We start from the raw sequence: 24,040 nt of genomic DNA on the forward strand, positions 1-24,040 counted from the left end.
GAGACCGAAACGGGACGCTCATGTTCGATACCCTCTCCGACCGCCTCGGCGGCATACTCGACAAGCTGAAGCGGCGCGGTGCGCTCACCGAGGCCGACGTCGGCGAGGCCATGCGCGAGGTGCGCCGCGCCCTGATCGAGGCCGACGTCGCCCTCGACGTGGTGCGCGCGTTCATCGACCGGGTGAAGGCGCGTGCCGTGGGCGTGGAGGTCATCAAGTCGGTGACCCCCGGCCAGATGGTGGTCAAGATCGTCCATGACGAACTGGTCGCCACCCTCGGCTCCGATGCCGACCCCATCGATCTCAATGCCCCCGCCCCCGTCGCCATCCTCATGGTCGGCCTGCAGGGCTCGGGCAAGACCACCTCCACCGCCAAGATCGCCAAGCGCCTCACCGAGCGGGCCAAGCGCAAGGTGCTGATGGCCTCCCTGGACACCCGGCGTCCGGCGGCCATGGAGCAGCTGGCGACCCTCGGCACCCAGGTGGACGTGGCGACCCTGCCCATCGTCGCCGGCCAGTCGGCCGTGCAGATCGCCAAGCGCGCCATCGAGGCGGCCAAGCTCGGCGGCTACGACGTGGTGATGCTCGACACCGCCGGCCGCGTCACCCTCGACGAGGCGCTGATGGCCGAGGTGGCGGAGGTGAAGGCCTCCACCGGCCCCCATGAAGTGCTGCTGGTAGCCGACAGCCTCACCGGCCAGGATGCGGTGAACACCGCCAAGGCGTTCGACGAGCGCGTGGGTCTCACCGGCATCGTGCTGACCCGCGCCGACGGCGATGGCCGTGGCGGCGCCGCCCTCTCCATGCGCGCCGTCACCGGCAAGCCCATCAAGCTCCTGGGCACCGGCGAGAAGATGGACGCGCTGGAGGATTTCGATCCGCAGCGCGTGGCCGGCCGCATCCTCGGCATGGGCGACGTGGTGGCCCTGGTGGAGAAGGCCGCCGAGGCCATCGACCTCGAAAAGGCGAAGATCACCGCCGAGCGCATGCGCAAGGGCACCTTCGATCTCGAAGACCTGCGCGGCCAATTGGAGCAGATGGCCAAGATGGGCGGCCTCGGCGGCCTCATGGGCCTGCTGCCGGGCGTCGCCAAGTTCAAGAACCAGATCGCCTCCGCCAATCTCGACGACAAGGTATTCAAGCGCCAGATCGCCATCATCGGTTCCATGACGGCGAAGGAGCGGTCCCACCCCAAGCTTCTGGACGCCTCCCGCAAGCGCCGCATCGCCGCCGGCTCCGGCACCAAGGTGGAGGACATCAACCGCCTGCTGAAGATGCACCGGCAGATGGCCGACGTGATGAAGGCCATGGGCGGCAAGGCCGGCAAGCGCGGCCCGCTGGCGGGCCTTGCCGGCATGATGGGCTTCGGCGGCGGCGCCCCCTCGCCGGAAATGCTGCAGGATATGGCCGAGAAGATGGGCGGCATGCCCGGTGGCGGCTCCCTGCCCCCCAACTTCCCCGGCCTTCCGGGGGGTCTTCCCGGTGGCCTGCCCGCCAAATTCCCCGGCGGCCTGCCCGGCCTGCCGAAGGGTCTTCCTGGATTGGGAGGGCCGACCAAGAAGAAGTAAGCCCTCTTCCCCGCTGCGCCGCAGCCGACCCCAGGGCCGGCGCCCCCCGCGGCGGCAGCCGCCGTTTCACCCATTCACCGCCTTTCGAACCCTAAGGAAAACACCATGTCCCTGAAGATCCGCCTCTCCCGCGGTGGCGCCAAGAAGCGCCCTTACTATCGCATCGTGGTGGCCGACGCCCGTTCGCCCCGTGATGGCCGCTTCATCGATCGCATCGGCTCGTTCAACCCGCTGCTGGCGAAGGATGCCGCCGAGCGCGTGGTGCTCGACACCGAGAAGGCCAAGGCCTGGCTCGAGAAGGGCGCCCAGCCCACCGATCGCGTCGCCCGCTTCCTGGACGCCGCCGGCCTGCTGAAGCGCGAAGCCAAGAACAACCCCAAGAAGGCCGAGCCCGGCCAGAAGGCCCAGGAGCGCGCCAAGGAGAAGGCCGACAAGGCCGCCGCCGCTGCCGCCCCGGCCGAAGGCGCCTCCGCCGAGTGATTGCGGCCGCGGGCTTCAGCCTGCGCCGGACATCCCTTCAGGGCGCCGCATCCGTGCGGCGCCCTTTTTCGTGCGCTTTTGCGCCGCCTGGCAGCCGTCACCACCGCTCTTGACCTTTGCAGCGGGGCTCCGCGCTCCTATCTAGGGGGAAAGCCCGCTCCGCGCTGCCTCCCCGACGGCGTGCCCGCATCTGGACAAAGGCGCTCTCACGCCTCATTCCTTCACCTCCTTTCTGCCTGGAGCCTTGCATGTCCGAGCCCATGACCCTCTCGTTCGCCAAACTCACGTCCGCCCCCAAGGGCGTGGTGATCGTGCTCACCGACGAGACCCTGGCGTTCGGCTCCGCCACCCAGAAACTGCTGAAGGGCGCCGACCGGGCCATCACCCGGGCGTTCGACGCCGAGCGCTTCAAGGGCAAGGCCTTCTCGAGCGTGGACCTGCTCGCCCCCACCGGGCTCGATGCGCCGCGCCTGATCGTGATCGCCCTGGGCAAGCTGGCCGATCTCAAGGCCACCGATTATCTCAAGCTCGGCGGCGTCATCGCCGGCAAGCTGCCGGCCAGCGCCCGCGAAGCCAGTGTGCTGCTCGACCTGCCCACCGGCAAGATCACGCCCGAGGCGGTGGCCGAGGTGGCCCTGGGCGCCACCCTGCGCGGCTACAGCTTCGATCGCTACAAGACCAAGTCCAAGGACGACGCCGACCGCACCGGCGGCCTGTCGCTCACCCTGCAGGTGCCGGATGACGCCGCTGCCAAGCGCGCCTGGGCGGGCCGCGAGGGGGTGGCCGAGGGCGTGCTGTTCGCCCGCGATCTGGTGAACGAGCCTGCCAATGTGCTCGATCCGCCGGAATTCGCCCGCCGCGCCGCCGAGCGCCTCTCCAAGGTGGGTGTCGAGGTGGAGGCGCTGGACGACGAGGCCCTCGCCCGCATCGGCATGGGCGCCCTGCTGGGCGTCGGCCAGGGCTCCATCAAGGAAAGCCGGGTCGTCGTGATGCGCTGGAACGGCGGCGCCAAGGACGAGGCGCCCCTCGCCTTCATCGGCAAGGGCGTCACCTTCGACACCGGCGGCATCTCCATCAAGCCGGCCGCCGGCATGGAGGACATGAAGGGCGACATGGGCGGTGCCGCCTGCGTCACCGGCCTCCTCTATGCCCTGGCGGCGCGCAAGGCCAAGGTGAACGCCGTGGGCGTCATTGGCCTCGTCGAGAACATGCCCGACGGCGCCGCCCAGCGACCGGGCGACATCGTCACCTCGCTGTCGGGCCAGACCATCGAGGTCATCAATACCGATGCCGAGGGCCGGCTCGTGCTGTCCGACGTGCTCTGGTACACGAAGGAGCGCTTCAAGCCGAAGTTCATGATCGATCTCGCCACCCTCACCGGCGCCATCCTGGTGGCACTGGGGCAGGAATATGCGGGCCTGTTCTCCAACAACGACGCCCTCGCCGGCCTCATCGCCAAGGCCGGCACCGACACCGGCGAGCGGGTGTGGCGCCTGCCGCTGGGCCCGGAATATGACAAGCTCATCGATTCCAAGTTCGCCGACATGAAGAACACCGGCGGCCGCAACGCCGGCTCCATCACCGCCGCCCAGTTCCTGCAGCGCTTCGTGGACAAGACCCCGTGGGCGCATCTGGACGTGGCCGGCACCGCCATGTCCTCCCCCGCCTCCGACATCAACAAGAGCTGGGCCTCGGGCTGGGGCGTGCGCCTGCTGAACCAGCTGGTGCAGGACGCCTACGAGGATTGAGGCTGGCGAGCCCTTCTCCGCTCGGGAGAGGGGCTCCCGCGCAGCCTGCGGATCCAAGCCCCGGATCGCCATGACCCCGACACCGCCATGACCGAAGTCCTCTTCTACCATCTCGAACGGCGCCCGCTGGAGCAGGTGCTGCCGACGCTGCTGGAGAAGTCCCTGGAGCGGGGCTGGCGGTGCGTGGTGCAATGCGGCTCGGCGGAGCGGCGGGATGCGCTCGATTCCCACCTGTGGACCTATAGCGAGTCGTCCTTCCTGCCCCACGGCACCGAGGCCCAGCCCCAGCCCGAGCGGCAGCCGGTGCTGATCGCCACCACCGAGGCCAATCCCAACGGCGCGCAGATCCGCTTCCTGGTGGATGCGGTGCCCCTCGCCGACGCCGGCGGCTACACCCGCATCGTGCATCTGTTCGACGGGCGTGACGGTGAGCAGGTGGCCGCCGCGCGCGAGCGCTGGCGCGAGGCCAAGGCCCAGGGCCATGAGCTGACCTATTGGCAGCAGGAGGACACCGGCCGCTGGGTGCGCAAGGCCTGAGCGCCTACACCCCCTGGGGCAGCGCCTCCAGCAGCGCGGCGATGGCCCGCGCCCGTGGCGGCAGGGCCGGATGCAGAGCGACGATGCGCCGGGCGTAGGGCGCCCCATCGGGCACCGGGCAGAGCCGCACCCCCTCGCCGCCGAGGCCCGGCCACAGGGGCACCAGCGCCCGGCCCATGCCCCGCGCCACCAGGAGCTGGATGGTCTCCAGCGCGTCGAGATCGCAGCGCACATCCGGGAACAGGCCGTGAGTGGCGAGATACTCCGCCGCCAGCCGCCCGCCCCAGGAGCCCGCGTCGTAGCGGATGAAGGGCACATCCAGGATGGCCGCCGCCACATCGGCCGGCGCCACCTCTTCGCGGGCCAGCAGCACCAGCGGTTCCACCCGCAGCAGATGGGCCTCCAGCCCCTTGGGCAGAGCGAACGGCGGCTCCACTAGGATGGCCGCATCGAGGCCGCCGTGGCTCAGCATCTCATAGAGCTGCAGCGAGCTGCCCGGCACCAGTTGCAGGCGCAGCTGCGGCGCCGTGCGGCCGAGGGCGTCGAGGGCTTCCGGCAGAAGCCCGGTGAGCATGGTGGAGATGGCCCCCACCCGCAGCTCGCCGGAGAGCTCGCCCCCCGCCACGTCATCCCGCAGCAGCGCCGCCTCGCCGATCAGCCGGCGGGCCCGCGGCAGCAGCGCGAGGCAGGCGGGCGTCGGCCGCGCCGCATGGGCGCTGCGCACCAAAAGGGCGCAGCCCAGTTCCCGCTCCAGCGCCTGGATGCGCTGGCTCACGGCGGCGGCGGTCAATTTTTCCCGCCGCGCCGCCCCGGCGATGGAGCGGGCCTCCACCACCGCGACGAGGCTTTGCAGGAAGCGGATATCCAATAGAATCTCTTATGCTGAGAGACGAAATTATATAGTTTTTATATTGTATAGCCTGGGCTAAGCAGGGGTCAAACGCGCTGGCGCGTTGCCCTCTCCCGCTTTGGAGCACCCCGATGAAGCCCCTGTTCCACCTCGCCTATCACGTCACCGACCTCGACGCCGCCCGCAAGTTCTATGGCGGCGTTCTCGGCTGCGCGGAGGGGCGTTCGACCGACACCTGGGTGGATTTCGACTTCTTCGGCCACCAGATCTCCCTGCACCTGGGCACACCGTTCCCGGTCACCCGCACCGGCAAGGTGGGCGATCACATGGTGATGATGCCGCATCTGGGCGCGGTGCTGCCCCTCGACGACTGGTTCGCCCTGGCCGACCGGCTGACCAAGGCCGGCATCGCCTTCGACATTCCCCCGGTGGTGCGGTTCGAGGGCGAGCCGGGCGAGCAGCGCACCATGTTCTTCTTCGATCCCGCCGGGAACCCCATCGAAATCAAGGGCTTCAAGGATTTCGAGGGGGTGTTCGCGCACTGAGGCGATGCCGGCCGGTCCGGCGGCGAACGCCGCCGGGCCTCACAGCTGATCGGCCGGCACCGGCTTGCCGAACAGCCAGCCCTGAGCGATGGCATCGGGATTGAGGGCGAGCACATGATCCGCCTGCTCGCGGGTCTCCACGCCTTCCGCCACCAGCTCCAGATCGAGCTCGCTGGCGATCAGGCAGATCTTCTCGACGATGGTGGAGCTTACCGCCGCCTTGCCGATGGCCTTGGTGAACATCTTGTCGAGCTTGATACCGGTGATGGGGAGCTTCGCGAGATAGGCGAGGTTGGAATAGCCGGTGCCAAAATCATCGATGAAGAAGCGGTATCCTTCCTTGCGGAAATGCTCCACGCCCTGCCGCAGCTCGGTGTGGTCGGCCGTGGAGCGCTCGGTGATCTCGAGCACCACCCGGTCCCGGGGAATGCCCAGGCGATCCACCTCCCCATTCAGATCGTCGCACAGGCTGGGATCGAGCACGTCCGCCACCGCCAGATTGATATGGACATGAAACGGCGGTGTGCCCCTCAGGCGGGGCCTCATCTCTCTTAGCGACAAGTGGATCACCTGGCGGGTGATGGTGGGCATCAGCCCCATGGACTCGGCGGCGGGAATGAAGATCTCGGGAGAGATCGCTTCGTTATGTTCGTCGGTCAGCCGCGCCAGCGCCTCCACGCCCACCGTGTGCTCGTCCTGCAGGCGCACAAGCGGCTGATAGACGACCCGAAGACGGCCGCGCGCCACCGCACGGCGGACCCGCTGCGGCAACGACGACTGGCTCCGCCACCGCAGAACGAGAGCGACACCCAGAAGGCCAAGGGTCAGCCCGCCGGAGCCGGCCGCGCCCGCCCAGATCGGGACCTCCTGCTGCAGGATGCTGACATTGGACAGCGCCGCCACCACGCAGACATCGATGGCGGGGTCGCAGCGCGAAGTGGTGAGCCGTGGCCCCAGTTCCAGGTCCGGAGCCCCTTCGGTAAAGCGCTGGCGCAGCCCCGCCGTGTCTCCGAACGCACGGAAGATGTGCTGGCCGTCGGCGGTGAGCAGCAGGGCGCTCAGCCCCACTGCCGGCTTCTCATAGAGCTTGAATGCGGTCGGCGCGGTGAATGTGACCGCCGAACCGAAACCGGCCATGTCGACCATGACGCGATGATCGGCCAACCCCTCGATATTCACCCACAGCCGATCCCCATTAGCCTGCTGCCGCTGTGGGGGCGGCAGGCTGATCGGCTCCTTGAGGCGCCCCCAGATGGCCGAGCACACCAAGTATCCGTCGCGGATGCGGCCGATGTCATGCAGATACTCGTTCTGAAACAGGAGATAGCGCAGATCTGTCAGATTGGCGTCGGAGCAGAAGGGCTCGCGGCCGGCTTGGACGATGCGCAACACCCGCATGTTCTGGCTCGCCACGATGACGCCGTGGGCCAGGACATCGTCGGCGTAGTCCTCCAGCCGGTCGCGCGAGAGCTCCAGCAGCACCAATTGTCCAACGACAAGCGACAACGCCGCGCCAAGCAGCGCCAGAGCCAGGACAAAGAGGCCTTGAAGGGTCAGAGTCCCCAATTTCATCTGATCGCGCATGCCCCCGGTTGTAGTGCCCTTACCACAAACCCGGAAAAGATGCCCTCTTAGGTATCATCCTAACGGCACGACGCACAGATATGCCCCAAGGGCGAGAACCGAAAGGCGGCGGCGCCGACGGGCGCCGCCGTCCGATGCCGTGCCCTTACGCCACCTGCCAGTGCAGCGGGAAGGTGGGATCGAACACCGTGAGCAGCCCTTCCGCGGTGGCGATCTTGCGCGGATAGGCCCAGGGCTCGCCCTTCTTCAGGGTGAGGCGCTCCTCGTTCGGCGGCAGCCGGTAGAAGGCCGGGCCGTTGAGGGAGATGAAGGCTTCCAGCTGGTCGAGGGCCCCATCCTGGTCGAACACCTCGGTCACGGCCGACAGGGCATTGGTGGCGGTGTAGCAGCCGGCGCAGCCGCAGGCGCATTCCTTGGCCGGGTCCAGGTGGGGGGCGCTGTCGGTGCCCAGGAAGAAATGGCGATCGCCGGAGGTGGCCGCCGCCCGCACCGCCAGCCGGTGCTCTTCGCGCTTGGCCACCGGCAGGCAGTAGTAATGGGGCTTGATGCCGCCCACCAGAATGTTGTTCCGGTTGATGATGAGGTGCTGCACCGTGATGGTGGCGGCGATGTCGTCGCCGCCCTGGCGCACATAGTCCGCCCCCTCGCGGGTGGTGATGTGCTCCAGCACCACCCGCAGGCCCGGGGTGCGACGGCGCAGCGGCTCCAGCACCCGCTCGATGAACACCGCCTCGCGGTCGAACACATCCACCGCCGGGTCGGTCACCTCGCCATGCACGCACAGCGGCAGGCCGATCTCGGCCATGGTGTCGAACACCTTCTGCACCTTGCCGAAATCGCGCACGCCGGAGGCGGAATTGGTGGTGGCGCCGGCCGGATAGAGCTTCACCGCCGTGACGAGGCCGCTCTCGGCCGCGGCCTTCAGGTCGGCCGGATCGGTCTCCTCGGTGAGATAGAGGGTCATCAGCGGGGTGAAGCTCATGCCGGCGGGAATGGCGGCAAGGATGCGTTCGCGATAGGCGGCGGCCTGGGCGCCGGTGACCACCGGCGGCACCAGGTTCGGCATCACGATGGCGCGGGCGAAGTGGCGAGCGGTCTCGCCCACCACCGACTGCAGAACCGCGCCGTCGCGCAGGTGCAGGTGCCAGTCGTCCGGGCGGCGGAGGGTGAGGGATGCGTCGGCCATGAGGGTTCCTTCGGCGCCCGGCGGGTCGCAAGCGGCACGGCGGGAGGAGACAGGGGAAAAGGGGCACAAGCCCTTGTTGCGCCACTCGCCACGGACCGGCGCGCGACGCAAGTCCTATTTGTGCAGCCCGCCCTATTTGCGCAGCCCGCCTCTGCGCCGCCTAGAGCTGGGCCAGGAGGGCGTCGAAATCGAGGCTCTGCCGCTGCCCCAGCGCCGCGCCATGGGCATCGAGGAAAGCCTGCGCCGCCTTGCGCCCCTCCGTATGCAGCATGGAGACGAACGACCATTCGGCATTGAGCTTGGAGGAGAAGTCGAGCCCGTTCATGAGCGGATTGCGCACCACATGCAGGCGCAGCCGCGCCCATTCGCGGGCCGCCAGGTCTCCGCCGGCGCTGGCGCCGTCCCGCTGCAGCCGCTCGATCATGTAGAGCTCCTTCACCAGCACCGCATTGAAGGACACCTCGTTGAGGCGGTTGAGAATATCCGTAGGGGTGCGCGGCGTGCCCGCCCGCTCCAGCGGATTGACCGGCACCAGGATGATGTCATCGGCGGTGAGCGCCTCGGCGAGCGGGGCGAGGGTGGGATTGCCCGAATAGCCGCCGTCCCAATAGGGATCGCCGTCGATCTCCACCGCCTGGAACAGGGTGGGCAGGCATGCGGAGGCCATCAGCGCATCCGGGGTGATGTCGGCATTGCCGAACACGCGCGGCCGGCCGGTGCGCACATTGGTGGCGGTGATGAAGACCTTGATCGGCGAGGTGCGCAGGCGCTCGAAATTCACCTGCCGGTCGAGGATCGGCTGCAAGGCGTTGTGGCCCGTCGGATTGTACTGGTAGGGCGAGAGCATCCGCGACATGAAATCCATGAGCAGGTAGCCCGGTGACTGGTCCAGCGACCAGCGGCCCAGCAGGCGGTCGAGGGGCGAACGCTGGAACGGGCTCAAGTGCGCGGCATCCGACACCTGCCGCCAATAGCGGGCCAATGCCGCCTTGGCGCCGGCGCGCCCGTTATGCGCATAGCCATCGGCCAGCACCACCGCATTCATGGCGCCGGCGGAGGTGCCGCAGACCCCCTCGATGTCGATCCACTCCTCCTCCAGCAGGCGGTCGAGAACCCCCCAGGTGAAAGCACCGTGGGAGCCGCCCCCCTGCAGCGCGAGATCCACCGAAACCCGGTCCATCGACACCTCCTTCGTCGCAGTGCAGCAACGGCCGCCTTATACCATTGCTCGTGACGGGGATATGGACTTCGCTGAACGGGCATGGCTAGAAGACACCAACCGGGGCGTGCCGAGCGCCCCCAAAGGTCCGCAGGAACCATGGGAGGGGGCATGGAACGGGTCGCGGTGAATGGCATCGAGCTCGCCTATCGCACCTGGGGCGAGGGGGACGTCACCGTCCTGTTCATCCACGGCAATCTCGCCAGCAAGGAGTGGATCTCCCTGGCGGCGCCGCACTTTCCCCGCGGCATCCGCACCATCGCCATCGACTGGCGCGGCTGCGGCGACAGCGACAAGCCGGCGCCCCTGCCCGATTTCGCCAATTATGCGGTGGCCCAGCACGCCCGCGACATGCTGGCGGCGCTCGATGCCCTCAACGTCTCCTTCTGCCACCTTGCCACCCATTCCGCCGGCGGCCTCATCTCCACCCGCATGCTGCTGGAGCAGCCGCAGCGGTTCGGGCGGGTGTTCTCTTTGTCTCCGGTGGCGCCCCAATCCATCCTGTTCCCGCCGGAGAAGGTGGCCTTCTTCGGCGAGATGAAGAAGAGCAAGCCCCTCACCCGGCAGATCATGGCCGCCACCTGCATGAGCCTGTTCGAGCCCGACAGCTTCGCCAAGGGGCCGGTGCGGTTCGTGGCCGATGTGGGGGCGCGCGGGGCCTTGTTCGACACCATCGTCGAGCAAACCTTCGCGGTCTCCGACGGCATCTGGTTCGGCACCCCCGACACCCTCACCAAGGAAGCCCAGAGTGGCGAGCTGAAGGGGCGGATGAAGGAGATCATCCATCCCCATCTCGTCGCCTGGGGCATGCTCGACGCCGTCATTCGCGAGCAGGACCTTCAGGTCATGACCGAGGAGATGCCCGATTGCCGCCTTGTGGCGGTGCCGGGCGTGAGCCACTCCATGAATGTGGAGGCCCCGGAACTCTACGCCGGCTATTTCGGCGCCTGGTTCGGCGGCCTCGCCTGCTGAAGCCGCCTCACGGCCACAGCGGTTGGAGCCATTGCGGCTCGCCCATGGCCACCGCCAGGGCCACCATCACCAGCACCAGCGCGAGCGCCGCGCTGGACCAATGCCGCAGCCCGGCATCGAGCCGCACCGCCGCGCTCAGCAGTCCACGCAGCGCCGGGCCAAGCCCCTGGGTGAGGGCCAGAATGTCGCCGGCGGGGATCTCCGAGACCTTGGGCGGCTTCTGATAGAGCAGCGCCGCCACCGCCAACCCCAGGGCCACCGGCCACAGCCCCTTGATGATGCCCTCGAGGGAGAACAGGCCGCCGAGCCCAAGGCCGGTCACCGGCGTAAACAGGGCAAAGGGAAGCAGCACCGCCACCCCGCTCAGCACGGCCCACGGCACCAGCAGCGCCGGCGGCGCCTCCGCCTCGCCGGCCGCCGGGTCGGCCCCCTTGCCACGCGCCGCCAGCAGCAGCACATAGCGCGCCATCAACAGCGTGGTGCCGCCGGCGGACAGCGCCAGCAGTATCCCGGCGCCCCCCTCGCCCACCGGCGCCTTCACCGCATATTTGGCGAGGGCACCGCCGGTGAAGGGCAAGCCGGCGAGGCTCAGCCCGAGCACCGCCGCGCCGATGAGCACGAGGCGCAGGTGGCGGGGCCCGCTGGCCATGGCTACCCCCACCGCCAGGAACATGGCGCCCTTCAGCAGCATGTGATTGAGGGCATAGAAGGCCGCGAGACTGGGCGCAGCGGCATCCCCCGCCGCCAGGCCGGCGCCCAGCACCGCCGCGACCACCCCCATCTGGCTGACGGTGGAATAGGCCAGCGCCCGCTTGGGATGGCTCTGGGTGAGTCCGATGGCGACCCCGTAGAAGGCCGTGAACAGACCTGCCGTCAGCAGCGCCATGCCCCATTGCGCCAGCGGCAGGTCCGCCGGCAGGAAGCGGATGAGGCCGATGACACCGGCCTTCACCACGATGCCCGACAGCACGGCTGAACCGGGCACCGGCGCCACCGCATGGGCCAGCGGCATCCACACATGCAGCGGGAACAGCCCCATCTTCATGGTGAAGCCCACCAGCAGCAGCCCCAGGATGGCCCCCCGCCAGGGCGATTGCGCCAGGCCCGCCACCGCATCGCGGATCAGTGGATTGGCGCCGCTGACGCTGGAGGCCAGCATGACGAAGGCGGCGATCAGCAGCGCCTCGCCCAGCACCGTGAGGGCGAGATAGACCCGGCCGGCCCGCCGCGCCTCGGCCGTGTCGTCATGGGCGGCGAGCCCGTAGGCCGCAAAGCTCACCAGCGCATAGGCCAGATAGAAGCTCGCCACATCCGCCACCAGGAACACCGCGAACGCCCCGGCCATGGTGAGCAGCCACCAGACGCTGAAGGCACCGCGCTCCGGATCATCCTTGAGATAGGCCCGCGCATAGATGCCGGCCAGCAGCCACAAAAGGGCGGCCCCGCCCAGCAGCAGCGCGCCGGGGGCATCGAGCGCCAGGGTTAGGCGAAACGGCGCCGGCACCAGCAGCACGCTCTGCCCCACCGGCACCAGCAGCACCGCCGCCAGCGCCGGCGCCGGGGCGACCAGCGCCAAGGTCGGCCCCCACCGCCGCACCCAGGGTTTCAGCGCCGCGAGGCCCAGCACCAGAGGCACCAGGATCGCCGACAGCAACAGCAGATCGGAACCGCCCAGCGTGCCCGCCGTCATGGTGCCCCCTCCGCCCAGCTGGCGGGCCGGCCGATGGCAAGATAGGCGGACGGCTCCAAGGGCAGGAAGCCCAGCCCCACCGCCACCAGCGCCAGAGCGAGCGCCACCCACTCGCGCCAGCCGGCCACCGGCCGCAGGGCCAGCGGCGCGGCGGGCCGCTGCAGCGCCGGCACCACCACCCGCAACACATAGCCCCCCGCCAGCAGGCCGCCGATGAGGATGACCAGCGCGATCCACCAGTTGCCCAGATGCACCGCCGCCGACAGCAGCATGACCTTGGCGACGAAGCCGCCGGCCGGTGGCAGCCCCATCAGCGAGAGGCCGCCGAGGCCGAAGGCGGCCACGCTCACCGGCAGCGCCCGGCCGAGCCCGGTGAGCCCCTTGATGCGATCGTGGCCCACCGCCTCGGCGATCAGGCCCGCCGCCATGAACATGGCCGCCTTGGAGAAGGCATGGGAGGCGAGGTGCAGTGCGCCACCGGTCCAGGCCAGGGCGCTCCAGGCGCTGGCCGCCGCCGCCAGCGGAAACATCAGGAACAGGTAGCCGATCTGCGCCGCCGTGGAATAGGCGATCAGCAGCTTGAGACGGGGCTGCGCCAGCGCCACCAGGCTGCACATGAGAATGGCGGCGGCACCGAGCCCGGCCAGGATCGGCCCCACCTTCACCGCCAGGCTCTCCGGTGCCAGATCGAGCCAGAACCGCACCAGGAGGAAGATCGGCGCCTTGATCACCACCGCCGACAGCATGGCGCTGGCGGCGGGCGGCGCGCCTGAATGGGCCGGTGGCAGCCACAGATGCAGGGGGAACAGGGCGGCCTTGGCCATCATGCCGGCGGTCATGGCCGCCAGCGCCACCACCAGGCCCGGGCTGACACTGGCCTTGCGCGCCACCAGGATGATGTCGAGGCTGCCGTAAAGGGCGTAGATGAGCACCGTGCCCAGCAGGTAGAGCACCGAGCCGAACAGCGCGAACACCAGATAGCGCAGTGCCGCCTCGATCTGCCCTTCCTTACCGTCAAGGCAAACCAGCGGCACCGCCGCGAAGGTGAGCAGCTCCAGCGCCACATAGAGGGTGAACAGGTCTTCCGCGACGAACACCAGATTGAGCGCGCTCCACACGCACAACAGCAGCATCCAGAAGGCCGCCGGCATGCGCTCGCCCGCCGCCCGTGGCGTCGCCGGGCCGGTCATGGCGTAAAGGCCGGTGGCGCACAGCACCACCGCCGTCATCACCAGCATCACAGCCGAGAGGCCATCGGCCCGCAGGCCCACCCCCAGGGGCGGGCGCCAGCCGCCGATGAACGCAGCGGCCGCCTGCCCGGCCGCCCCCACCTCCGCGCCGATCCCCAGCGCCACGGCCAGGCCCGCCGCCAGCACCAGCAGCGTGAGCCGCTCGGCCAGGCGCGGCCCCAGCAAAAGCAGCGGCAGCAGGCCGAACAGCGGCAAGATCACCGCCAGCACCAGCAGCATGTCGGCCGGGGGCAGCCCCGGGAATGCTCCCCCGCTCACGTGTCCGCCTCCGGCTCCTCGGACGGCGCGCCGGCCTTCGCCCGCAACTGCGCCAGGCGCTCCACCAGCGCGGCCCCCAGGGCGGTGGCCGAGAAGGCGACGACAATGCCGGTGATGACCAGCGCCTGCGGCACCGGATCGCCGCCGAAGCCCGCGCCGGCCCCCCGTCGCGCGACCACGCCGAACAACACGAACACACCGCCGCCCAAAAGGTTGAAGGCGATCAGCCGGGCCAGGGCGCCGCGCCCCACCATCAGGCCATAGATGCCGATGGCGCACAGGGCCGCGGCGGCGAAGCCGAACAGGGTCTCGGCGCTCATTCCGTCTCCTCCGCGACCGGCGGGCCGAGCACCAGCAGCGCCAGGGTCACCGCGATGGACAGGGTGATGGCGGCTTCCACCAGAATGATCACCGCTTTTTCCACACCCGGCGGATAGGCCAGGAAGGCATCGGCGAACACCCAGCCGAGCACGCCCACCAGCAGGAAGCCGAACGGCCCCGCCAGCAGCAGCGCACGCAGCCGCCGGCGCGCCAGCACCGGGCGCGGCAGCAGCCCCGCGGCGATGGCCATCAGGGCCATGGCCGCCAGCACGGCACCGCCCTGGAAGGCGCCTCCGGGTACGTCCGCGCCGGCCCAAAACATGTAGAGCCCCACCAGCACGCCCACCGGCACCACCACTCGCGCCAGGAATTCCAGCGCCCCCGACCAGGGGGCCGGCAGCAGCACCGCCGGACGGCCGGCCCAAGTGCGGTCGGGCGAGAGGGCCCATACGCCGATGAGGGCGAGCAGCAGCACCACCGTTTCCAGCAGCGTATCCAGCGCGCGGAACACGATGAGCACGCCGGTGATGGGATTGCCGAGATCGGTGGCCGGCAGGTGCCGCGCCACCTCCGGCGCCAGGCTCGGCGCCGGCTCGGGCAGCAGCAGCACCACAGCGGCTAGCCCCGCGAACACCAGCAGCGCCACCGCCCCAGCCAGCAGGCGATAGGCGAGCCCGGCCGCGAGCGGGGCCGGCGCGTCATCCCGCGCCACCGCCCGCAGCAGCACCAGACCGGTGACGCCGCTGCCCACCGCCACCTCGGTCAAGGCCACATCCACCGCCGCCAGCCGCACCCAGACGAGGCCGAGGATCAGCCCATAGGCCATGAAGGCGGTCACCCGCGAGAACCCCTCCCCCGCCGCCACCGCGCGCAGCGCCGCCAGCAGGGCGAGAAGACAGAGCAGCGCATCAAAGGCCAGGCTCATGGCTCGCCCGCCTCCGCGGCCGCACCGTCCGGGTCATCGGCGCCGGTCTCGCTGTCCCGAAACGCCACTTCGGCCAGCAGCTGCGCCACCGCGCCGGAGGAAAGCTGCAGCAGCAGCCAGATGGCCACCACCTTGGCGGCGGCCAGCACGGCGCCGCTGGCCACGAGCTGCGGCAGCACACCGAGGGCGATCAACCCCAGGCCGATATTGTCCGCCTTGGCCAGCGCATGCAGGCGCGTGAGCGGATCGGGCAGGCGCAGGAGACCGACGGTTCCGGCGGCGAAAAACACGAGGCCAGCCAGGACACACAGGCCGGTGAGCAGATGGAGCGCGATCATCGGCGCCCCTCGCCGCCCGCCCCGTCCGATGGCGCGGGGCGTTTCAGCGCCAGCCCCCGCAGCGCCATGGCCGCCACCGCAGCCAGAAGGGCCAGCAACAGCGCCACATCGAGCGTGGCGACATCGCCGCTGGCGAGGGTGAGCAGCAGCAGCACCCCGATGCCCCCGGACCCCAGCAACTGCACCCCCATCATCTGGTTCGCCATACCGCCGCGCAGGCCCATGGCCACCAGCCCGATGGCGGTGATGAGCAGCAACAGAGCCGCCGCCACGAACAGCGCCTCCCCCATCACCCCCTCAGCCATGCGCCGGCCCCTCCGGCTCGAGCAGATCGTCGGGCGGGAGCGCCTCATCGACCGCCGCGCCCACGGCCTCCAGGTAGAGGGTAGCGTCCTCCTCCAACTCGTCGAGCACCGGGCCTTCCACGTCCAGGGCATGGAGCAGCAGCGCATCCTCCTCCGCACCGAAGGGCAAGGTCCCCGGCTGCAGGCTGATGGTGGCGGCGAACCCCTGGCGCAGCAGCCCTTCCGACATGCCGCAATCCACCGCGACGATGCCCGGGGCGATGGGCAGCACCGGCGCGGTGACGCGGCGCAGCAGGTCCACGCCCGCGAGAGCGGAGCGGCGCAGGAAATGGGCGAGAAATATGGCGATCGGCCGTACGCGCAGCACCCGCCGAGAGGGGGGCAGCAGGCGCAGGCTCAGTTCCGCCACCAAAACGCTGCCCAGGGCCCCCGCCAGCAGATCCACCGGCCCCACCCGGCCGAGCGCCACCCACACGGCGAAGACGCACAGAAAGCGCACCGCGCGCTGCCGCAGGCTGAAGCCGGAAGCCCCATGCTCGAGGTCCGGCGGCGGAAGAGCCGTCATGACGCCTGATCACCCCATCCTTGCAGTGGCCGCCCCGCGCGACAGCGGGCAGGACACCCGCCCCGCACGTGCAGCGGAACCTTGTGACCGGACGAATCATGGCGTTGAACAAGCAGAACCAAAGCTTCAACGGCAGGATACGTTGTGGTTCGGTTCTACTGCCGGCCGTGCCGCGTTGCAACGTGGCCGCGGCCGCACAGGCGGGCCCTGCACAGCGGTGCCCGTACCGCAGCGCGTCTTGCCTCTGTCGCGGATTCGGCCCAAGGTCCGGCGCCTGCAACCGGGCCCTGCGCGGTTCTGCGCCCACCACACAGAGGATGACCATGAGCGATCTCGTCGTATTCGGCTTCAGCAAACTTCACGAGGCCGACGAAGTCCTCAACAAGCTTCGCTCCATGCAGAAAGAGCACCTCATCGACCTGGAAGATGCCTGCGTGGTGGAGCGGGAAGCCGACGGCAAAGTGCATGTGAAGCAGGCGGTAAACCTCACCGCCATGGGCGCCGCCCAGGGCGGCACCATGGGCGCCCTGTGGGGCGGCCTGGTGGGCCTGTTGTTCCTCAACCCGCTGGCCGGCATGGCGCTGGGCGCGGCGGCCGGTGCCGGAGCGGGCGCGCTGTCCGGCTCGCTGGCCGATTACGGCATCAACGACGATTTCGTGAAGCAGCTGGGCGCCACCATCCCGGCCGATTCCTCGGCCCTGTTCGTGCTGGTGAAGAGCGTCACCTTCGACAAGGTGCTGCCGGAGATCGAGCCCTATAATCCCCGCGTGCTCAAGACCTCCCTGTCCAACGAGGCGGAAGCCAAGCTGAAGGCGGCCCTCATCGGCGGCGGCGCGCCCGCCGCGTCCTGAGCGGCGGTCCACCCGCGACCATACGGTGGCCCGCGCCGGCGCGGGCCCATCCATCCGCGCCCCGGCGGCCCACCGTCGCCCGGGCGCCAGCCAGACGGTGGCCATGACCGACATCGCGACCCGCGTCTATAACCACACCTGGAAGATCGACCCCATCATCCGCTCGGTGCTCGACACCGATTTCTACAAGCTGCTGATGGGTCAGCTGATCTTTCGCCGCCATCGCGACACCCGGGTCACCTTCGGCATCCACAACCGCACCGCCCGCATCCGCCTCGCCGACATCATCGACATGGGCGCCCTGCGCGAGCAGCTGGACCACGTGCGCACGCTCAGTCTCAGCCGGGGCGAGAGCACCTGGCTGCGCGGCAACATGTTTTACGGCCGGCGCCAGATGTTCGCCCCCGATTACCTGGCCTGGCTGGAGGACTTCCGCTTTCCCGACTACGCGCTGGAGAAACGCGAGGGGCAGTATGAGCTGACCTTCGAGGGCCCGTGGCTGGAAACCACCATGTGGGAGATCCCGGCCCTCGCCATCATCAACGAGCTGCGCTCGCGCGCCGTGCTGAAGGACCTGGGCCGGTTCGAGCTGCAGGTGCTCTATGCCCGCGCCATGACCCGGGTGTGGGAAAAGGTGGAGGCGCTGCGCGCCCTCGCCCCCATCAATATTGCCGATTTCGGCACCCGCCGCCGCCATGGCTTCCTGTGGCAGGAGTGGTGTGTCGCGGCCCTGAAGGAGGGGCTCGGCGCCGGCTTTCTCGGTACCTCCAACTGCCTCATCGCCATGCGCCACGAGATGGAGGCCACCGGCACCAACGGCCACGAGCTGCCCATGGTCTATGCCGCCCTCGCCGATGACGACGCGGCGCTACGGGCGGCGCCCTATCGGGTGCTGTCGGACTGGCAGCAGGATTACGACGGCAACCTGCGCATCATCCTGCCCGACACCTATGGTACCGCCGGCTTCCTCGCCCACGCCCCCGACTGGGTGGCGCGCTGGACCGGCGCCCGCATCGACAGCAAGGACCCCATCGAGGGCGGCGAGGAAATGATCCGCTGGTGGCAGGCGCGGGGGGAGGATCCGCGCGAGAAGCTCGCCATCTTCTCCGATGCCCTCGACGTGGCGGAGGTCACCCGCATCCACGCCGCCTTCCAGGGCCGGGTGCGCCTCGGCTTCGGCTGGGGCACCCTGCTAACCAACGATTTCCGCGGCCTGGTGGCCGATGGGGCGCTCGATCCCATCTCCATCGTCTGCAAGGTCATCGCCGCCAATGGCCGGCCTGCGGTGAAGCTCTCCGACAACCCCACCAAGGCCATGGGCCCGGCCGATCTCGTCGCCCATTACCGGCATGTGTTCGCGCAGGAACAGCAACCGGCCCGGGCGGTGCTGGTTTAGAGCAGCAGCCGCGCCGCCCTGCCGTGGTGGCTCATGCCGGCGGCACGCTCAGTGGCCGGCGAACGAAACCAGGCTGCGCACCGGCACGTCGAGGTCCCGCAGCTTCTGCGCGCCACCGAGATCGGGCAGTTCGACAACGAAGCAGGCCGCCAGCACCTGCGCGCCGCATTGGCGCAGCAGCTGCACCGCGCCGATGGCGGTGCCGCCGGTCGCCACCAGGTCATCCACCAGCAGCACCGGCTCGCCGGGTGCGATGGCATCCACGTGCATCTCGATCTCGTCGTGGCCGTATTCCAGCGCATAGGCCATGCGCACCGTCTCGTGCGGCAGCTTGCCCTTCTTGCGGATCGGCACGAAGCCCGCCGACAATTGATGGGCGACCGCGCCGCCGAGAATGAAGCCGCGCGCCTCGATGCCCGCCACCTTCGCCACCCGGCCACCGGCGAACGGCTGAACCAGCTCGTCCACCGCCCGGCGGAAAGCGCGCGGGTTGCCGAGCAGGGTGGTGATGTCGCGAAACAGAATGCCGGGCTTGGGATAATCGGGAATGGTCCGGATCGTGGCGGCGAACTCATTGGGCGTCATGACGGTCTCCGGAGCGAATGAGGCCGGCGCGGCCGCGGCGACCCTCAAAAAGAAAAAGGGCCCTCGCGGACCCTTCTTCGTGCGTGACGTCAGGGCGACCTCAGTGAGGCACCTTGGACCACACCTTCTTCTTGGTGAAGTACAGCAGGCCTGACAGGACGATCAGGAAGATCACCACCTGGAAGCCGATGCGCTTGCGCGCATCGAGATGGGGTTCGGCCATCCACATCAGGAAGGCGGAAACGTCCGTGGCATACTGGTCGACCGTCTGCGGCGTGCCGTCGGTGTATTCCACCTGGCCGTCGCTCAACGGAGCCGGCATGGCGATCTGATTGCCCGGGAAATACTTGTTGTAGTGCAGGCCCGACTGCACGTGCACGCCTTCCGGCGGCTCGGCATAGCCGGTCAGCAGCGCGTGGATATAGTCCACGCCGTGCTCCTGATACTGGATGAAGGCGTCGGTCACGAAGCCCGGGAAGCCCACGTGGTAGGAGCGGGCCTTGGCCAGCACCGACATGTCCGGCGGCAGCGCGCCACCGTTGGAGGCGCGGGCGGCCTGATCGTTGGGGAACGGCGCCGGCCAGTGATCCGACAGTCGGCCGGGCCGCTGGAACATGTCACCGGAATCGTTGGGACCATCGGTGATCTGGTATTCCGCGGCGATCTGCTTGGCCTGTGCCTCGCTGAAGCGGGGACCGCCCGGCTGCACCAGATTGCGGAAGTAGAAGAAGTTCGCGGAGTGGCAGGAGCTGCACACTTCCTTGAACACCTTGAAGCCGCGCTGCAGCTGCGCCGTGTCATACATGCCGAACGGGCCGGCGAACGACCAGCTGAGCCGCGCCGGGCGGTCATCATGACCGCCCTCCGCCGCCGAGGCGGGCGCCGCGAACAGCAGCGCTGCCGCGGCCGCGCCGAAGAGAATGCTACGAATGGTCATGCTGTTCTCTCCGCCCCGGGTCACTTGGTCTCGGGGGCGGCCGCACCGGCCACCACCGTCGCGCCACCCTTCGCGTGCCTCGCCAGCACCGCGTCGGCGATGGAGGCGGGCAGCGGCTTCGGCTTCTCCACGAAGCCCAGCAGCGGCAGAATGATGAGGAAGTGAACGAAATAGTAGACCGTGAAGATGCGCGACACGATCACATAGATGCCCTCGGACGGCTGCGAGCCGAGGTATCCGAGGCCCACCGCCACCACCGCGAAGATCCAGAAGAAGATGCGGTACATGGGCCGATAGCGGGCCGAGCGCACCTTGGAGGTGTCGAGCCAAGGCAGGAAGGCGAGCACCGCGATGGCGGCGAACATGGCCAGCACGCCGCCCAGCTTGTCCGGGATCGACCGCAGGATGGCGTAGAAGGGCAGGAAGTACCATTCGGGCACGATATGCGCCGGCGTCGACATGGGGTTCGCCGGGATATAGTTGTCCGAATGCCCGAGGTAGTTCGGGATGTAGAAGATGAACCAGCAGAAGAAGAGCAGGAACACGCAGGTGGCGAACACGTCCTTCAGAGTCGCGTAGGGCGTGAAGGGCACGGTGTCCTTGCTCACGCTCTTCACGTCGATGCCGTCGGGATTGTTCTGGCCCACGTGGTGCAGCGCCCAGATATGCAGGCCAACCACGCCAGCGATCATGAACGGCAGCAGATAATGCAGCGCAAAGAAACGGTTCAGGGTGGGATCACCGACCGAGTAGCCGCCCCACAGCCACTGCACGATCACCTCGCCCACCACCGGAATGGCGGAGAACAGGTTGGTGATCACGGTGGCGCCCCAGAACGACATCTGGCCCCAGGGCAGCACGTAGCCCATGAAGGCGGTGGCCATCATCAGCAGGTAGATGATGACGCCGAGGATCCACAACACCTCGCGCGGCGCCTTGTAGGAGCCGTAATAGAGGCCGCGGAAGATATGGATATAGACGGCGATGAAGAACATCGAGGCGCCGTTGGCGTGGATGTAGCGGATCAGCCAGCCGTAATCCACATCGCGCATGATGTGCTCGACGCGGGCGAACGACACCGGCGCATAGGCCACATAGTGCATCGCCAGCACGACGCCAGAGACGATCTGCACCACCAGCATGAAGCTGAGGATGGCACCGAAGGTCCAGAAATAATTGAGATTCTTCGGCACCGGGTAAGCGATGGCGGAAGAATGGACCAACCCGACGATCGGCAGGCGGCTCTCGAACCACTGCGCGACCTTGCTCTTGGGCTGGTAGGTGGAGTGTCCTTCCATGGGATCCAACCTTTATTGAGTTCAGCGACGGTCGAGCGTCAGCCGATCACGATCTTCGTATCGGAAGTGAAAGCGTAGGGCGGCAGCGCCAGGTTGAGCGGCGCGGGTCCCTGCCGGATGCGGCCGGAGGTGTCGTAGACCGAGCCGTGGCAGGGGCAGAACCAGCCGTCATAGGCGCCCTGGTGGCCCAGGGGCACGCAGCCGAGATGGGTGCAGATGCCGATCACCACCAGCCATTCGTCCTTGCCCGGCTTCACGCGGTCGGCGTCGGGCTGCGGATCGCGCATGGAGGCGAGATCGGCCTTCTGGGCCTCCTCGATCTCCTTCTTGGTCCGGTGAGAGATGAAGATCGGCTTGCCGCGCCACTGCACGGTCACGATCTGCCCCTCGGCGATGGGAGAGATATCCACCTCGGTGGTGGAGAGCGCCAGCACCGAGGCATCGGGCTGGAGCTGGGAGATGAAGGGCCACACCATGCCGGCAACGCCCACCGCGCCCACCGCTCCGGTCGCGATGTAGAGAAAGTCCCGACGCGATGCCTTCTGTGACGTCTCCGTATGTGCCACGGCGCTGATCCCCGTCTATGGTCTGCCCGCCGCTCGCACCGGGATCCTCACCATTTGGGCTCAGACATCTGCGGGCGAATGTGGCGGGTCAGTGAAGCCACAAGTGTCCATCTTCGAGCGCCTCTAATTGCACCCCCGCCCGATCTTGTCCAGATGATGGCCATGCGGCACGCAGCCCATTCGTATGACGACGCAAGGTCAGCGCGCCGATGATGGTGCCATAAAACCTCCCGAATTTCCGTTTCCGAGAGCCTGTTTCATGATCCTCGCGCTCTACTGCCCCGACATTGCGCAAAACGCGGGCACCTGCCTGCGCACCGGCGCTTGCTTCGGCGTGCCCGTCCACATCATCGAGCCCACGGGCTTTCCCCTTGGCTCCGCAGGGTTTCGCCGCGCCGGCATGGACTATATCGACGCCGTCGAGTGGCATCGGCACACCACCTTCGCGCATTTCACGGAGCAACTGCATGCACGGCGGCAACGCCTCGTCTTGTTCACCACACAGGCCGAACAAATGTTCACCGATTTCCGATTTTCACCCGATGATGCCCTGCTGTTCGGCCGGGAATCGGCCGGCGTCCCGGCCCATGTCCATGCGGCAGCCGATGCCCGGGTCACCATTCCCATGCGGCCGGGGCTGCGTTCGCTGAACCTCGCGGTGAGCGCGGGAATCGGCCTGGCCGAGGCGCTGCGCCAGACCCGCGGCTTTCCAACCGGCTGAGACCGCGCCATGGTGCCCGCCGCTACCCGGCCGCGATGCCCTGAAGGGCCAGAAGGAACAGATATGACCGCCGACACCGCCGCCCACGACCCCGCCCTCGCCGAGCGTCAGGCCCACGCCCGGAGCTGGTTCGAGGCGTTGCAGGGCCGCATCATCGCGGCGTTCGAGCAGTTGGAGGACGAGGCCGCCGCCGATCTCTATGGCGCGGAGCCCGGGCGGTTCGCCCGCACCCCCTGGGCCCGCACCGACCATTCCGGCGTGCCCGGCGGCGGCGGCACCATGGCGCTGATGAGCGGGCGGCTGTTCGAGAAGGTGGGGGTCCACACCTCCACCGTGTTCGGCACCTTCGCCCCCGAGTTCCGCGCCCAGATTCCCGGCGCCAGCGAGGATCCGCGCTTCTGGGCCTCGGGCATCTCGCTGATCGCCCACATGGCCAATCCCCATGTGCCGGCGGTTCATATGAACACCCGCTTCGTGGTCACCACCAAGGCCTGGTTCGGCGGCGGGGCCGATCTCACCCCGGTGCTGGAACGCCGGCGCAGCCAGGTGGATCCGGACGCCCGGGCCTTCCACGCCGCCATGGCGAGCGCCTGCGCACCCCACAAGGTGGCCGATTACGACCGCTACAAGGCCTGGTGCGACGAGTATTTTTTCCTGAAACATCGCAATGAGATGCGAGGTATCGGCGGGATCTTCTACGACTATCTGGACAGCGCCGCCCAGGGCACCGGCGACTGGGCCGCCGACTTCGCCTTCACCCAGGATGTGGGGCGCGCCTTCCTCGACATCTATCCCCGGCTCGTGCGCGCCAACATGGCCACCCCCTGGACCGCCGCCGATCGCGAGGAACAGCTCATTCGCCGCGGCCGCTATGTGGAATTCAACCTGCTGTACGATCGCGGCACCATCTTCGGGCTGAAGACCGGCGGCAATGTCGACTCCATTCTTTCCTCCATGCCGCCGGTGGTGAAGTGGCCGTGATGGCAGCGTCATCAAGCCCCGCTAAGGCTTTCTCCGCACAGCCCCACGGCAAGCGGAGAGACAGCCATGGCGTTCAACGCGGGAGACATCGTTCAGCTCAAGTCCGGCAGCCCGGCCCTCACCGTGGTCGAGGTGATTGGCGCTGACGTCAAGCTGGTCTGGTATGCCGACGAAGTGGGTGAGTTCCGTAACGAAACCCTGCCCGAGGCGGCCCTGGAGATCCTCGACCTGACGGATTTCGAGGACGAGGAAGAGGACGGCGAGACCGAAGCCGAAGCCGACGAGGACTGAGCCCGTCGCCCGAACCTGTTCGGGCCCGGCCTTCCCGGGCGCGGCGGCGCCGCGTCCGCACCTTTTATCCCCG

The 24,040-nt window shown here is 68.6% G+C and carries 26 protein-coding genes; 11 read left to right on the top strand and 15 right to left on the bottom strand.

What is annotated here, in order from left to right; all coding sequences use genetic code 11:
* Positions 1-20 precede the first annotated feature (20 nt).
* From ffh to ACU4E7_RS02410, 4 genes are all read left to right on the top strand, one after another.
* Entirely contained in the window at positions 21-1,568 is a 1,548-nt protein-coding gene (ffh, locus tag ACU4E7_RS02395) for a signal recognition particle protein (RefSeq protein WP_238120639.1), read from the top strand.
* 105 nt (positions 1,569-1,673) lie between these two features.
* Entirely contained in the window at positions 1,674-2,048 is a 375-nt protein-coding gene (rpsP, locus tag ACU4E7_RS02400; RefSeq protein WP_238120638.1) for a 30S ribosomal protein S16, read from the top strand.
* 248 nt (positions 2,049-2,296) lie between these two features.
* Positions 2,297-3,796, top strand: a complete 1,500-nt coding sequence (locus ACU4E7_RS02405) for a leucyl aminopeptidase (protein ID WP_447020525.1) — start codon at positions 2,297-2,299, stop codon at positions 3,794-3,796.
* Between the two features lie 87 nt (positions 3,797-3,883).
* Positions 3,884-4,333, top strand: a complete 450-nt coding sequence (locus tag ACU4E7_RS02410) for a DNA polymerase III subunit chi (RefSeq protein ID WP_447020526.1) — start codon at positions 3,884-3,886, stop codon at positions 4,331-4,333.
* Between the two features lie 4 nt (positions 4,334-4,337).
* On the opposite strand, the gene ACU4E7_RS02415 is transcribed toward ACU4E7_RS02410, so the two are convergent.
* Positions 4,338-5,201: a LysR family transcriptional regulator gene (locus ACU4E7_RS02415; RefSeq protein WP_447020527.1), complete on the bottom strand. Its 864-nt coding sequence runs from the start codon at positions 5,199-5,201 to the stop codon at positions 4,338-4,340.
* A 113-nt stretch (positions 5,202-5,314) separates the two neighbouring features.
* Between ACU4E7_RS02415 and ACU4E7_RS02420 the strand changes: the two genes are divergently transcribed.
* Positions 5,315-5,728, top strand: coding sequence for a VOC family protein (locus tag ACU4E7_RS02420; RefSeq protein ID WP_447020528.1), 414 nt, complete (start codon positions 5,315-5,317; stop codon positions 5,726-5,728).
* Between the two features lie 39 nt (positions 5,729-5,767).
* Here ACU4E7_RS02420 and ACU4E7_RS02425 read toward each other — a convergent pair whose 3' ends face one another.
* The 3 genes from ACU4E7_RS02425 to ACU4E7_RS02435 form a co-directional block, all read right to left on the bottom strand.
* Positions 5,768-7,300, bottom strand: a complete 1,533-nt coding sequence (locus tag ACU4E7_RS02425) for an EAL domain-containing protein (RefSeq protein WP_447020529.1) — start codon at positions 7,298-7,300, stop codon at positions 5,768-5,770.
* A gap of 157 nt (positions 7,301-7,457) precedes the next feature.
* Positions 7,458-8,498 (bottom strand): dihydroorotase, encoded by a 1,041-nt coding sequence (pyrC, locus tag ACU4E7_RS02430; RefSeq protein WP_447020530.1) that lies wholly within the window; start codon positions 8,496-8,498, stop codon positions 7,458-7,460.
* A 160-nt stretch (positions 8,499-8,658) separates the two neighbouring features.
* A complete protein-coding gene (locus tag ACU4E7_RS02435; RefSeq protein WP_447020531.1) occupies positions 8,659-9,678 on the bottom strand; it encodes a patatin-like phospholipase family protein in 1,020 nt (339 codons plus the stop codon).
* A gap of 150 nt (positions 9,679-9,828) precedes the next feature.
* Between ACU4E7_RS02435 and ACU4E7_RS02440 the strand changes: the two genes are divergently transcribed.
* The gene (locus ACU4E7_RS02440) at positions 9,829-10,689 is read left to right on the top strand and encodes an alpha/beta fold hydrolase (RefSeq protein ID WP_447020532.1); all 861 of its coding nucleotides are present in this window, start codon (positions 9,829-9,831) and stop codon (positions 10,687-10,689) included.
* 7 nt (positions 10,690-10,696) lie between these two features.
* Here the strand turns inward: ACU4E7_RS02440 and ACU4E7_RS02445 are convergent, their stop codons facing one another.
* The 7 genes from ACU4E7_RS02445 to ACU4E7_RS02475 are packed head-to-tail and all read right to left on the bottom strand — an operon-like array spanning position 10,697 to position 16,341.
* Positions 10,697-12,379: a complex I subunit 5 family protein gene (locus tag ACU4E7_RS02445; RefSeq protein ID WP_447020533.1), complete on the bottom strand. Its 1,683-nt coding sequence runs from the start codon at positions 12,377-12,379 to the stop codon at positions 10,697-10,699.
* Positions 12,376-13,887 (bottom strand): complex I subunit 5 family protein, encoded by a 1,512-nt coding sequence (locus tag ACU4E7_RS02450; protein WP_447020534.1) that lies wholly within the window; start codon positions 13,885-13,887, stop codon positions 12,376-12,378. The genes ACU4E7_RS02445 and ACU4E7_RS02450 overlap by 4 nt, the downstream gene beginning before the upstream one ends.
* A complete protein-coding gene (locus tag ACU4E7_RS02455) occupies positions 13,884-14,207 on the bottom strand; it encodes an NADH-quinone oxidoreductase subunit K (protein ID WP_447020535.1) in 324 nt (107 codons plus the stop codon). The genes ACU4E7_RS02450 and ACU4E7_RS02455 overlap by 4 nt, the downstream gene beginning before the upstream one ends.
* The gene (locus ACU4E7_RS02460; protein WP_447020536.1) at positions 14,204-15,133 is read right to left on the bottom strand and encodes an MnhB domain-containing protein; all 930 of its coding nucleotides are present in this window, start codon (positions 15,131-15,133) and stop codon (positions 14,204-14,206) included. The genes ACU4E7_RS02455 and ACU4E7_RS02460 overlap by 4 nt, the downstream gene beginning before the upstream one ends.
* Positions 15,130-15,471: a cation:proton antiporter gene (locus ACU4E7_RS02465; RefSeq protein WP_447020537.1), complete on the bottom strand. Its 342-nt coding sequence runs from the start codon at positions 15,469-15,471 to the stop codon at positions 15,130-15,132. Before ACU4E7_RS02465 ends, ACU4E7_RS02460 begins: the two co-directional genes overlap by 4 nt.
* Entirely contained in the window at positions 15,468-15,776 is a 309-nt protein-coding gene (locus ACU4E7_RS02470; RefSeq protein WP_447020538.1) for a monovalent cation/H+ antiporter complex subunit F, read from the bottom strand. Before ACU4E7_RS02470 ends, ACU4E7_RS02465 begins: the two co-directional genes overlap by 4 nt.
* Positions 15,769-16,341, bottom strand: coding sequence for a Na+/H+ antiporter subunit E (locus tag ACU4E7_RS02475; RefSeq protein ID WP_238120623.1), 573 nt, complete (start codon positions 16,339-16,341; stop codon positions 15,769-15,771). The genes ACU4E7_RS02470 and ACU4E7_RS02475 overlap by 8 nt, the downstream gene beginning before the upstream one ends.
* 323 nt (positions 16,342-16,664) lie before the next feature.
* On the opposite strand from ACU4E7_RS02475, the gene ACU4E7_RS02480 reads away from it, so the two are divergent.
* Together ACU4E7_RS02480 and pncB are read left to right on the top strand one after the other, a co-directional pair.
* Entirely contained in the window at positions 16,665-17,192 is a 528-nt protein-coding gene (locus ACU4E7_RS02480; RefSeq protein WP_238120622.1) for a DUF1269 domain-containing protein, read from the top strand.
* Positions 17,193-17,295: 103 nt separating this feature from the next.
* Positions 17,296-18,588: a nicotinate phosphoribosyltransferase gene (gene pncB / locus ACU4E7_RS02485; protein WP_238120621.1), complete on the top strand. Its 1,293-nt coding sequence runs from the start codon at positions 17,296-17,298 to the stop codon at positions 18,586-18,588.
* Positions 18,589-18,636: 48 nt separating this feature from the next.
* On the opposite strand, the gene ACU4E7_RS02490 is transcribed toward pncB, so the two are convergent.
* The 4 genes from ACU4E7_RS02490 to petA all read right to left on the bottom strand — a co-directional run bounded on the left by ACU4E7_RS02490 (position 18,637) and on the right by petA (position 21,974).
* Positions 18,637-19,173 (bottom strand): adenine phosphoribosyltransferase, encoded by a 537-nt coding sequence (locus ACU4E7_RS02490; RefSeq protein ID WP_238120620.1) that lies wholly within the window; start codon positions 19,171-19,173, stop codon positions 18,637-18,639.
* A gap of 100 nt (positions 19,174-19,273) precedes the next feature.
* The gene (locus tag ACU4E7_RS02495) at positions 19,274-20,110 is read right to left on the bottom strand and encodes a cytochrome c1 (protein WP_238120619.1); all 837 of its coding nucleotides are present in this window, start codon (positions 20,108-20,110) and stop codon (positions 19,274-19,276) included.
* Positions 20,111-20,130: 20 nt separating this feature from the next.
* Positions 20,131-21,408 (bottom strand): cytochrome b, encoded by a 1,278-nt coding sequence (locus ACU4E7_RS02500; protein ID WP_238120618.1) that lies wholly within the window; start codon positions 21,406-21,408, stop codon positions 20,131-20,133.
* 38 nt (positions 21,409-21,446) lie between these two features.
* Complete coding sequence (gene petA / locus ACU4E7_RS02505; RefSeq protein ID WP_238120617.1) at positions 21,447-21,974, bottom strand: ubiquinol-cytochrome c reductase iron-sulfur subunit; 528 nt, start codon at positions 21,972-21,974, stop codon at positions 21,447-21,449.
* A 259-nt stretch (positions 21,975-22,233) separates the two neighbouring features.
* On the opposite strand from petA, the gene ACU4E7_RS02510 reads away from it, so the two are divergent.
* From ACU4E7_RS02510 to ACU4E7_RS02520, 3 genes are all read left to right on the top strand, one after another.
* The gene (locus ACU4E7_RS02510; RefSeq protein WP_447020539.1) at positions 22,234-22,695 is read left to right on the top strand and encodes a tRNA (cytidine(34)-2'-O)-methyltransferase; all 462 of its coding nucleotides are present in this window, start codon (positions 22,234-22,236) and stop codon (positions 22,693-22,695) included.
* A gap of 63 nt (positions 22,696-22,758) precedes the next feature.
* The gene (gene hemF, locus ACU4E7_RS02515; protein WP_447020540.1) at positions 22,759-23,676 is read left to right on the top strand and encodes an oxygen-dependent coproporphyrinogen oxidase; all 918 of its coding nucleotides are present in this window, start codon (positions 22,759-22,761) and stop codon (positions 23,674-23,676) included.
* 66 nt (positions 23,677-23,742) lie between these two features.
* Entirely contained in the window at positions 23,743-23,967 is a 225-nt protein-coding gene (locus ACU4E7_RS02520) for a YodC family protein (protein WP_447020541.1), read from the top strand.
* Positions 23,968-24,040: the final 73 nt, after the last annotated feature.

The organism is Xanthobacter sp. ZOL 2024, assembly GCF_052932325.1.

Excerpts from the sequence above, each read along its gene's own strand:
- ffh (WP_238120639.1), top strand. The coding sequence starts at position 21 with ATGTTCGATACCCTCTCCGACCGCCTCGGCGGCATACTCGACAAGCTG.
- rpsP (WP_238120638.1), top strand. The coding sequence starts at position 1,674 with ATGTCCCTGAAGATCCGCCTCTCCCGCGGTGGCGCCAAGAAGCGCCCT.
- ACU4E7_RS02405 (WP_447020525.1), top strand. The coding sequence starts at position 2,297 with ATGTCCGAGCCCATGACCCTCTCGTTCGCCAAACTCACGTCCGCCCCC.
- ACU4E7_RS02410 (WP_447020526.1), top strand. The coding sequence starts at position 3,884 with ATGACCGAAGTCCTCTTCTACCATCTCGAACGGCGCCCGCTGGAGCAG.
- ACU4E7_RS02420 (WP_447020528.1), top strand. The coding sequence starts at position 5,315 with ATGAAGCCCCTGTTCCACCTCGCCTATCACGTCACCGACCTCGACGCC.
- ACU4E7_RS02425 (WP_447020529.1), bottom strand. The coding sequence starts at position 7,300 with ATGAAATTGGGGACTCTGACCCTTCAAGGCCTCTTTGTCCTGGCTCTG.
- pyrC (WP_447020530.1), bottom strand. The coding sequence starts at position 8,498 with ATGGCCGACGCATCCCTCACCCTCCGCCGCCCGGACGACTGGCACCTG.
- ACU4E7_RS02435 (WP_447020531.1), bottom strand. The coding sequence starts at position 9,678 with ATGGACCGGGTTTCGGTGGATCTCGCGCTGCAGGGGGGCGGCTCCCAC.
- ACU4E7_RS02440 (WP_447020532.1), top strand. The coding sequence starts at position 9,829 with ATGGAACGGGTCGCGGTGAATGGCATCGAGCTCGCCTATCGCACCTGG.
- ACU4E7_RS02445 (WP_447020533.1), bottom strand. The coding sequence starts at position 12,379 with ATGACGGCGGGCACGCTGGGCGGTTCCGATCTGCTGTTGCTGTCGGCG.
- ACU4E7_RS02455 (WP_447020535.1), bottom strand. The coding sequence starts at position 14,207 with ATGAGCGCCGAGACCCTGTTCGGCTTCGCCGCCGCGGCCCTGTGCGCC.
- ACU4E7_RS02460 (WP_447020536.1), bottom strand. The coding sequence starts at position 15,133 with ATGAGCCTGGCCTTTGATGCGCTGCTCTGTCTTCTCGCCCTGCTGGCG.
- ACU4E7_RS02465 (WP_447020537.1), bottom strand. The coding sequence starts at position 15,471 with ATGATCGCGCTCCATCTGCTCACCGGCCTGTGTGTCCTGGCTGGCCTC.
- ACU4E7_RS02470 (WP_447020538.1), bottom strand. The coding sequence starts at position 15,776 with ATGGCTGAGGGGGTGATGGGGGAGGCGCTGTTCGTGGCGGCGGCTCTG.
- ACU4E7_RS02475 (WP_238120623.1), bottom strand. The coding sequence starts at position 16,341 with ATGACGGCTCTTCCGCCGCCGGACCTCGAGCATGGGGCTTCCGGCTTC.
- ACU4E7_RS02480 (WP_238120622.1), top strand. The coding sequence starts at position 16,665 with ATGAGCGATCTCGTCGTATTCGGCTTCAGCAAACTTCACGAGGCCGAC.
- pncB (WP_238120621.1), top strand. The coding sequence starts at position 17,296 with ATGACCGACATCGCGACCCGCGTCTATAACCACACCTGGAAGATCGAC.
- ACU4E7_RS02490 (WP_238120620.1), bottom strand. The coding sequence starts at position 19,173 with ATGACGCCCAATGAGTTCGCCGCCACGATCCGGACCATTCCCGATTAT.
- ACU4E7_RS02495 (WP_238120619.1), bottom strand. The coding sequence starts at position 20,110 with ATGACCATTCGTAGCATTCTCTTCGGCGCGGCCGCGGCAGCGCTGCTG.
- ACU4E7_RS02500 (WP_238120618.1), bottom strand. The coding sequence starts at position 21,408 with ATGGAAGGACACTCCACCTACCAGCCCAAGAGCAAGGTCGCGCAGTGG.
- ACU4E7_RS02510 (WP_447020539.1), top strand. The coding sequence starts at position 22,234 with ATGATCCTCGCGCTCTACTGCCCCGACATTGCGCAAAACGCGGGCACC.
- hemF (WP_447020540.1), top strand. The coding sequence starts at position 22,759 with ATGACCGCCGACACCGCCGCCCACGACCCCGCCCTCGCCGAGCGTCAG.
- ACU4E7_RS02520 (WP_447020541.1), top strand. The coding sequence starts at position 23,743 with ATGGCGTTCAACGCGGGAGACATCGTTCAGCTCAAGTCCGGCAGCCCG.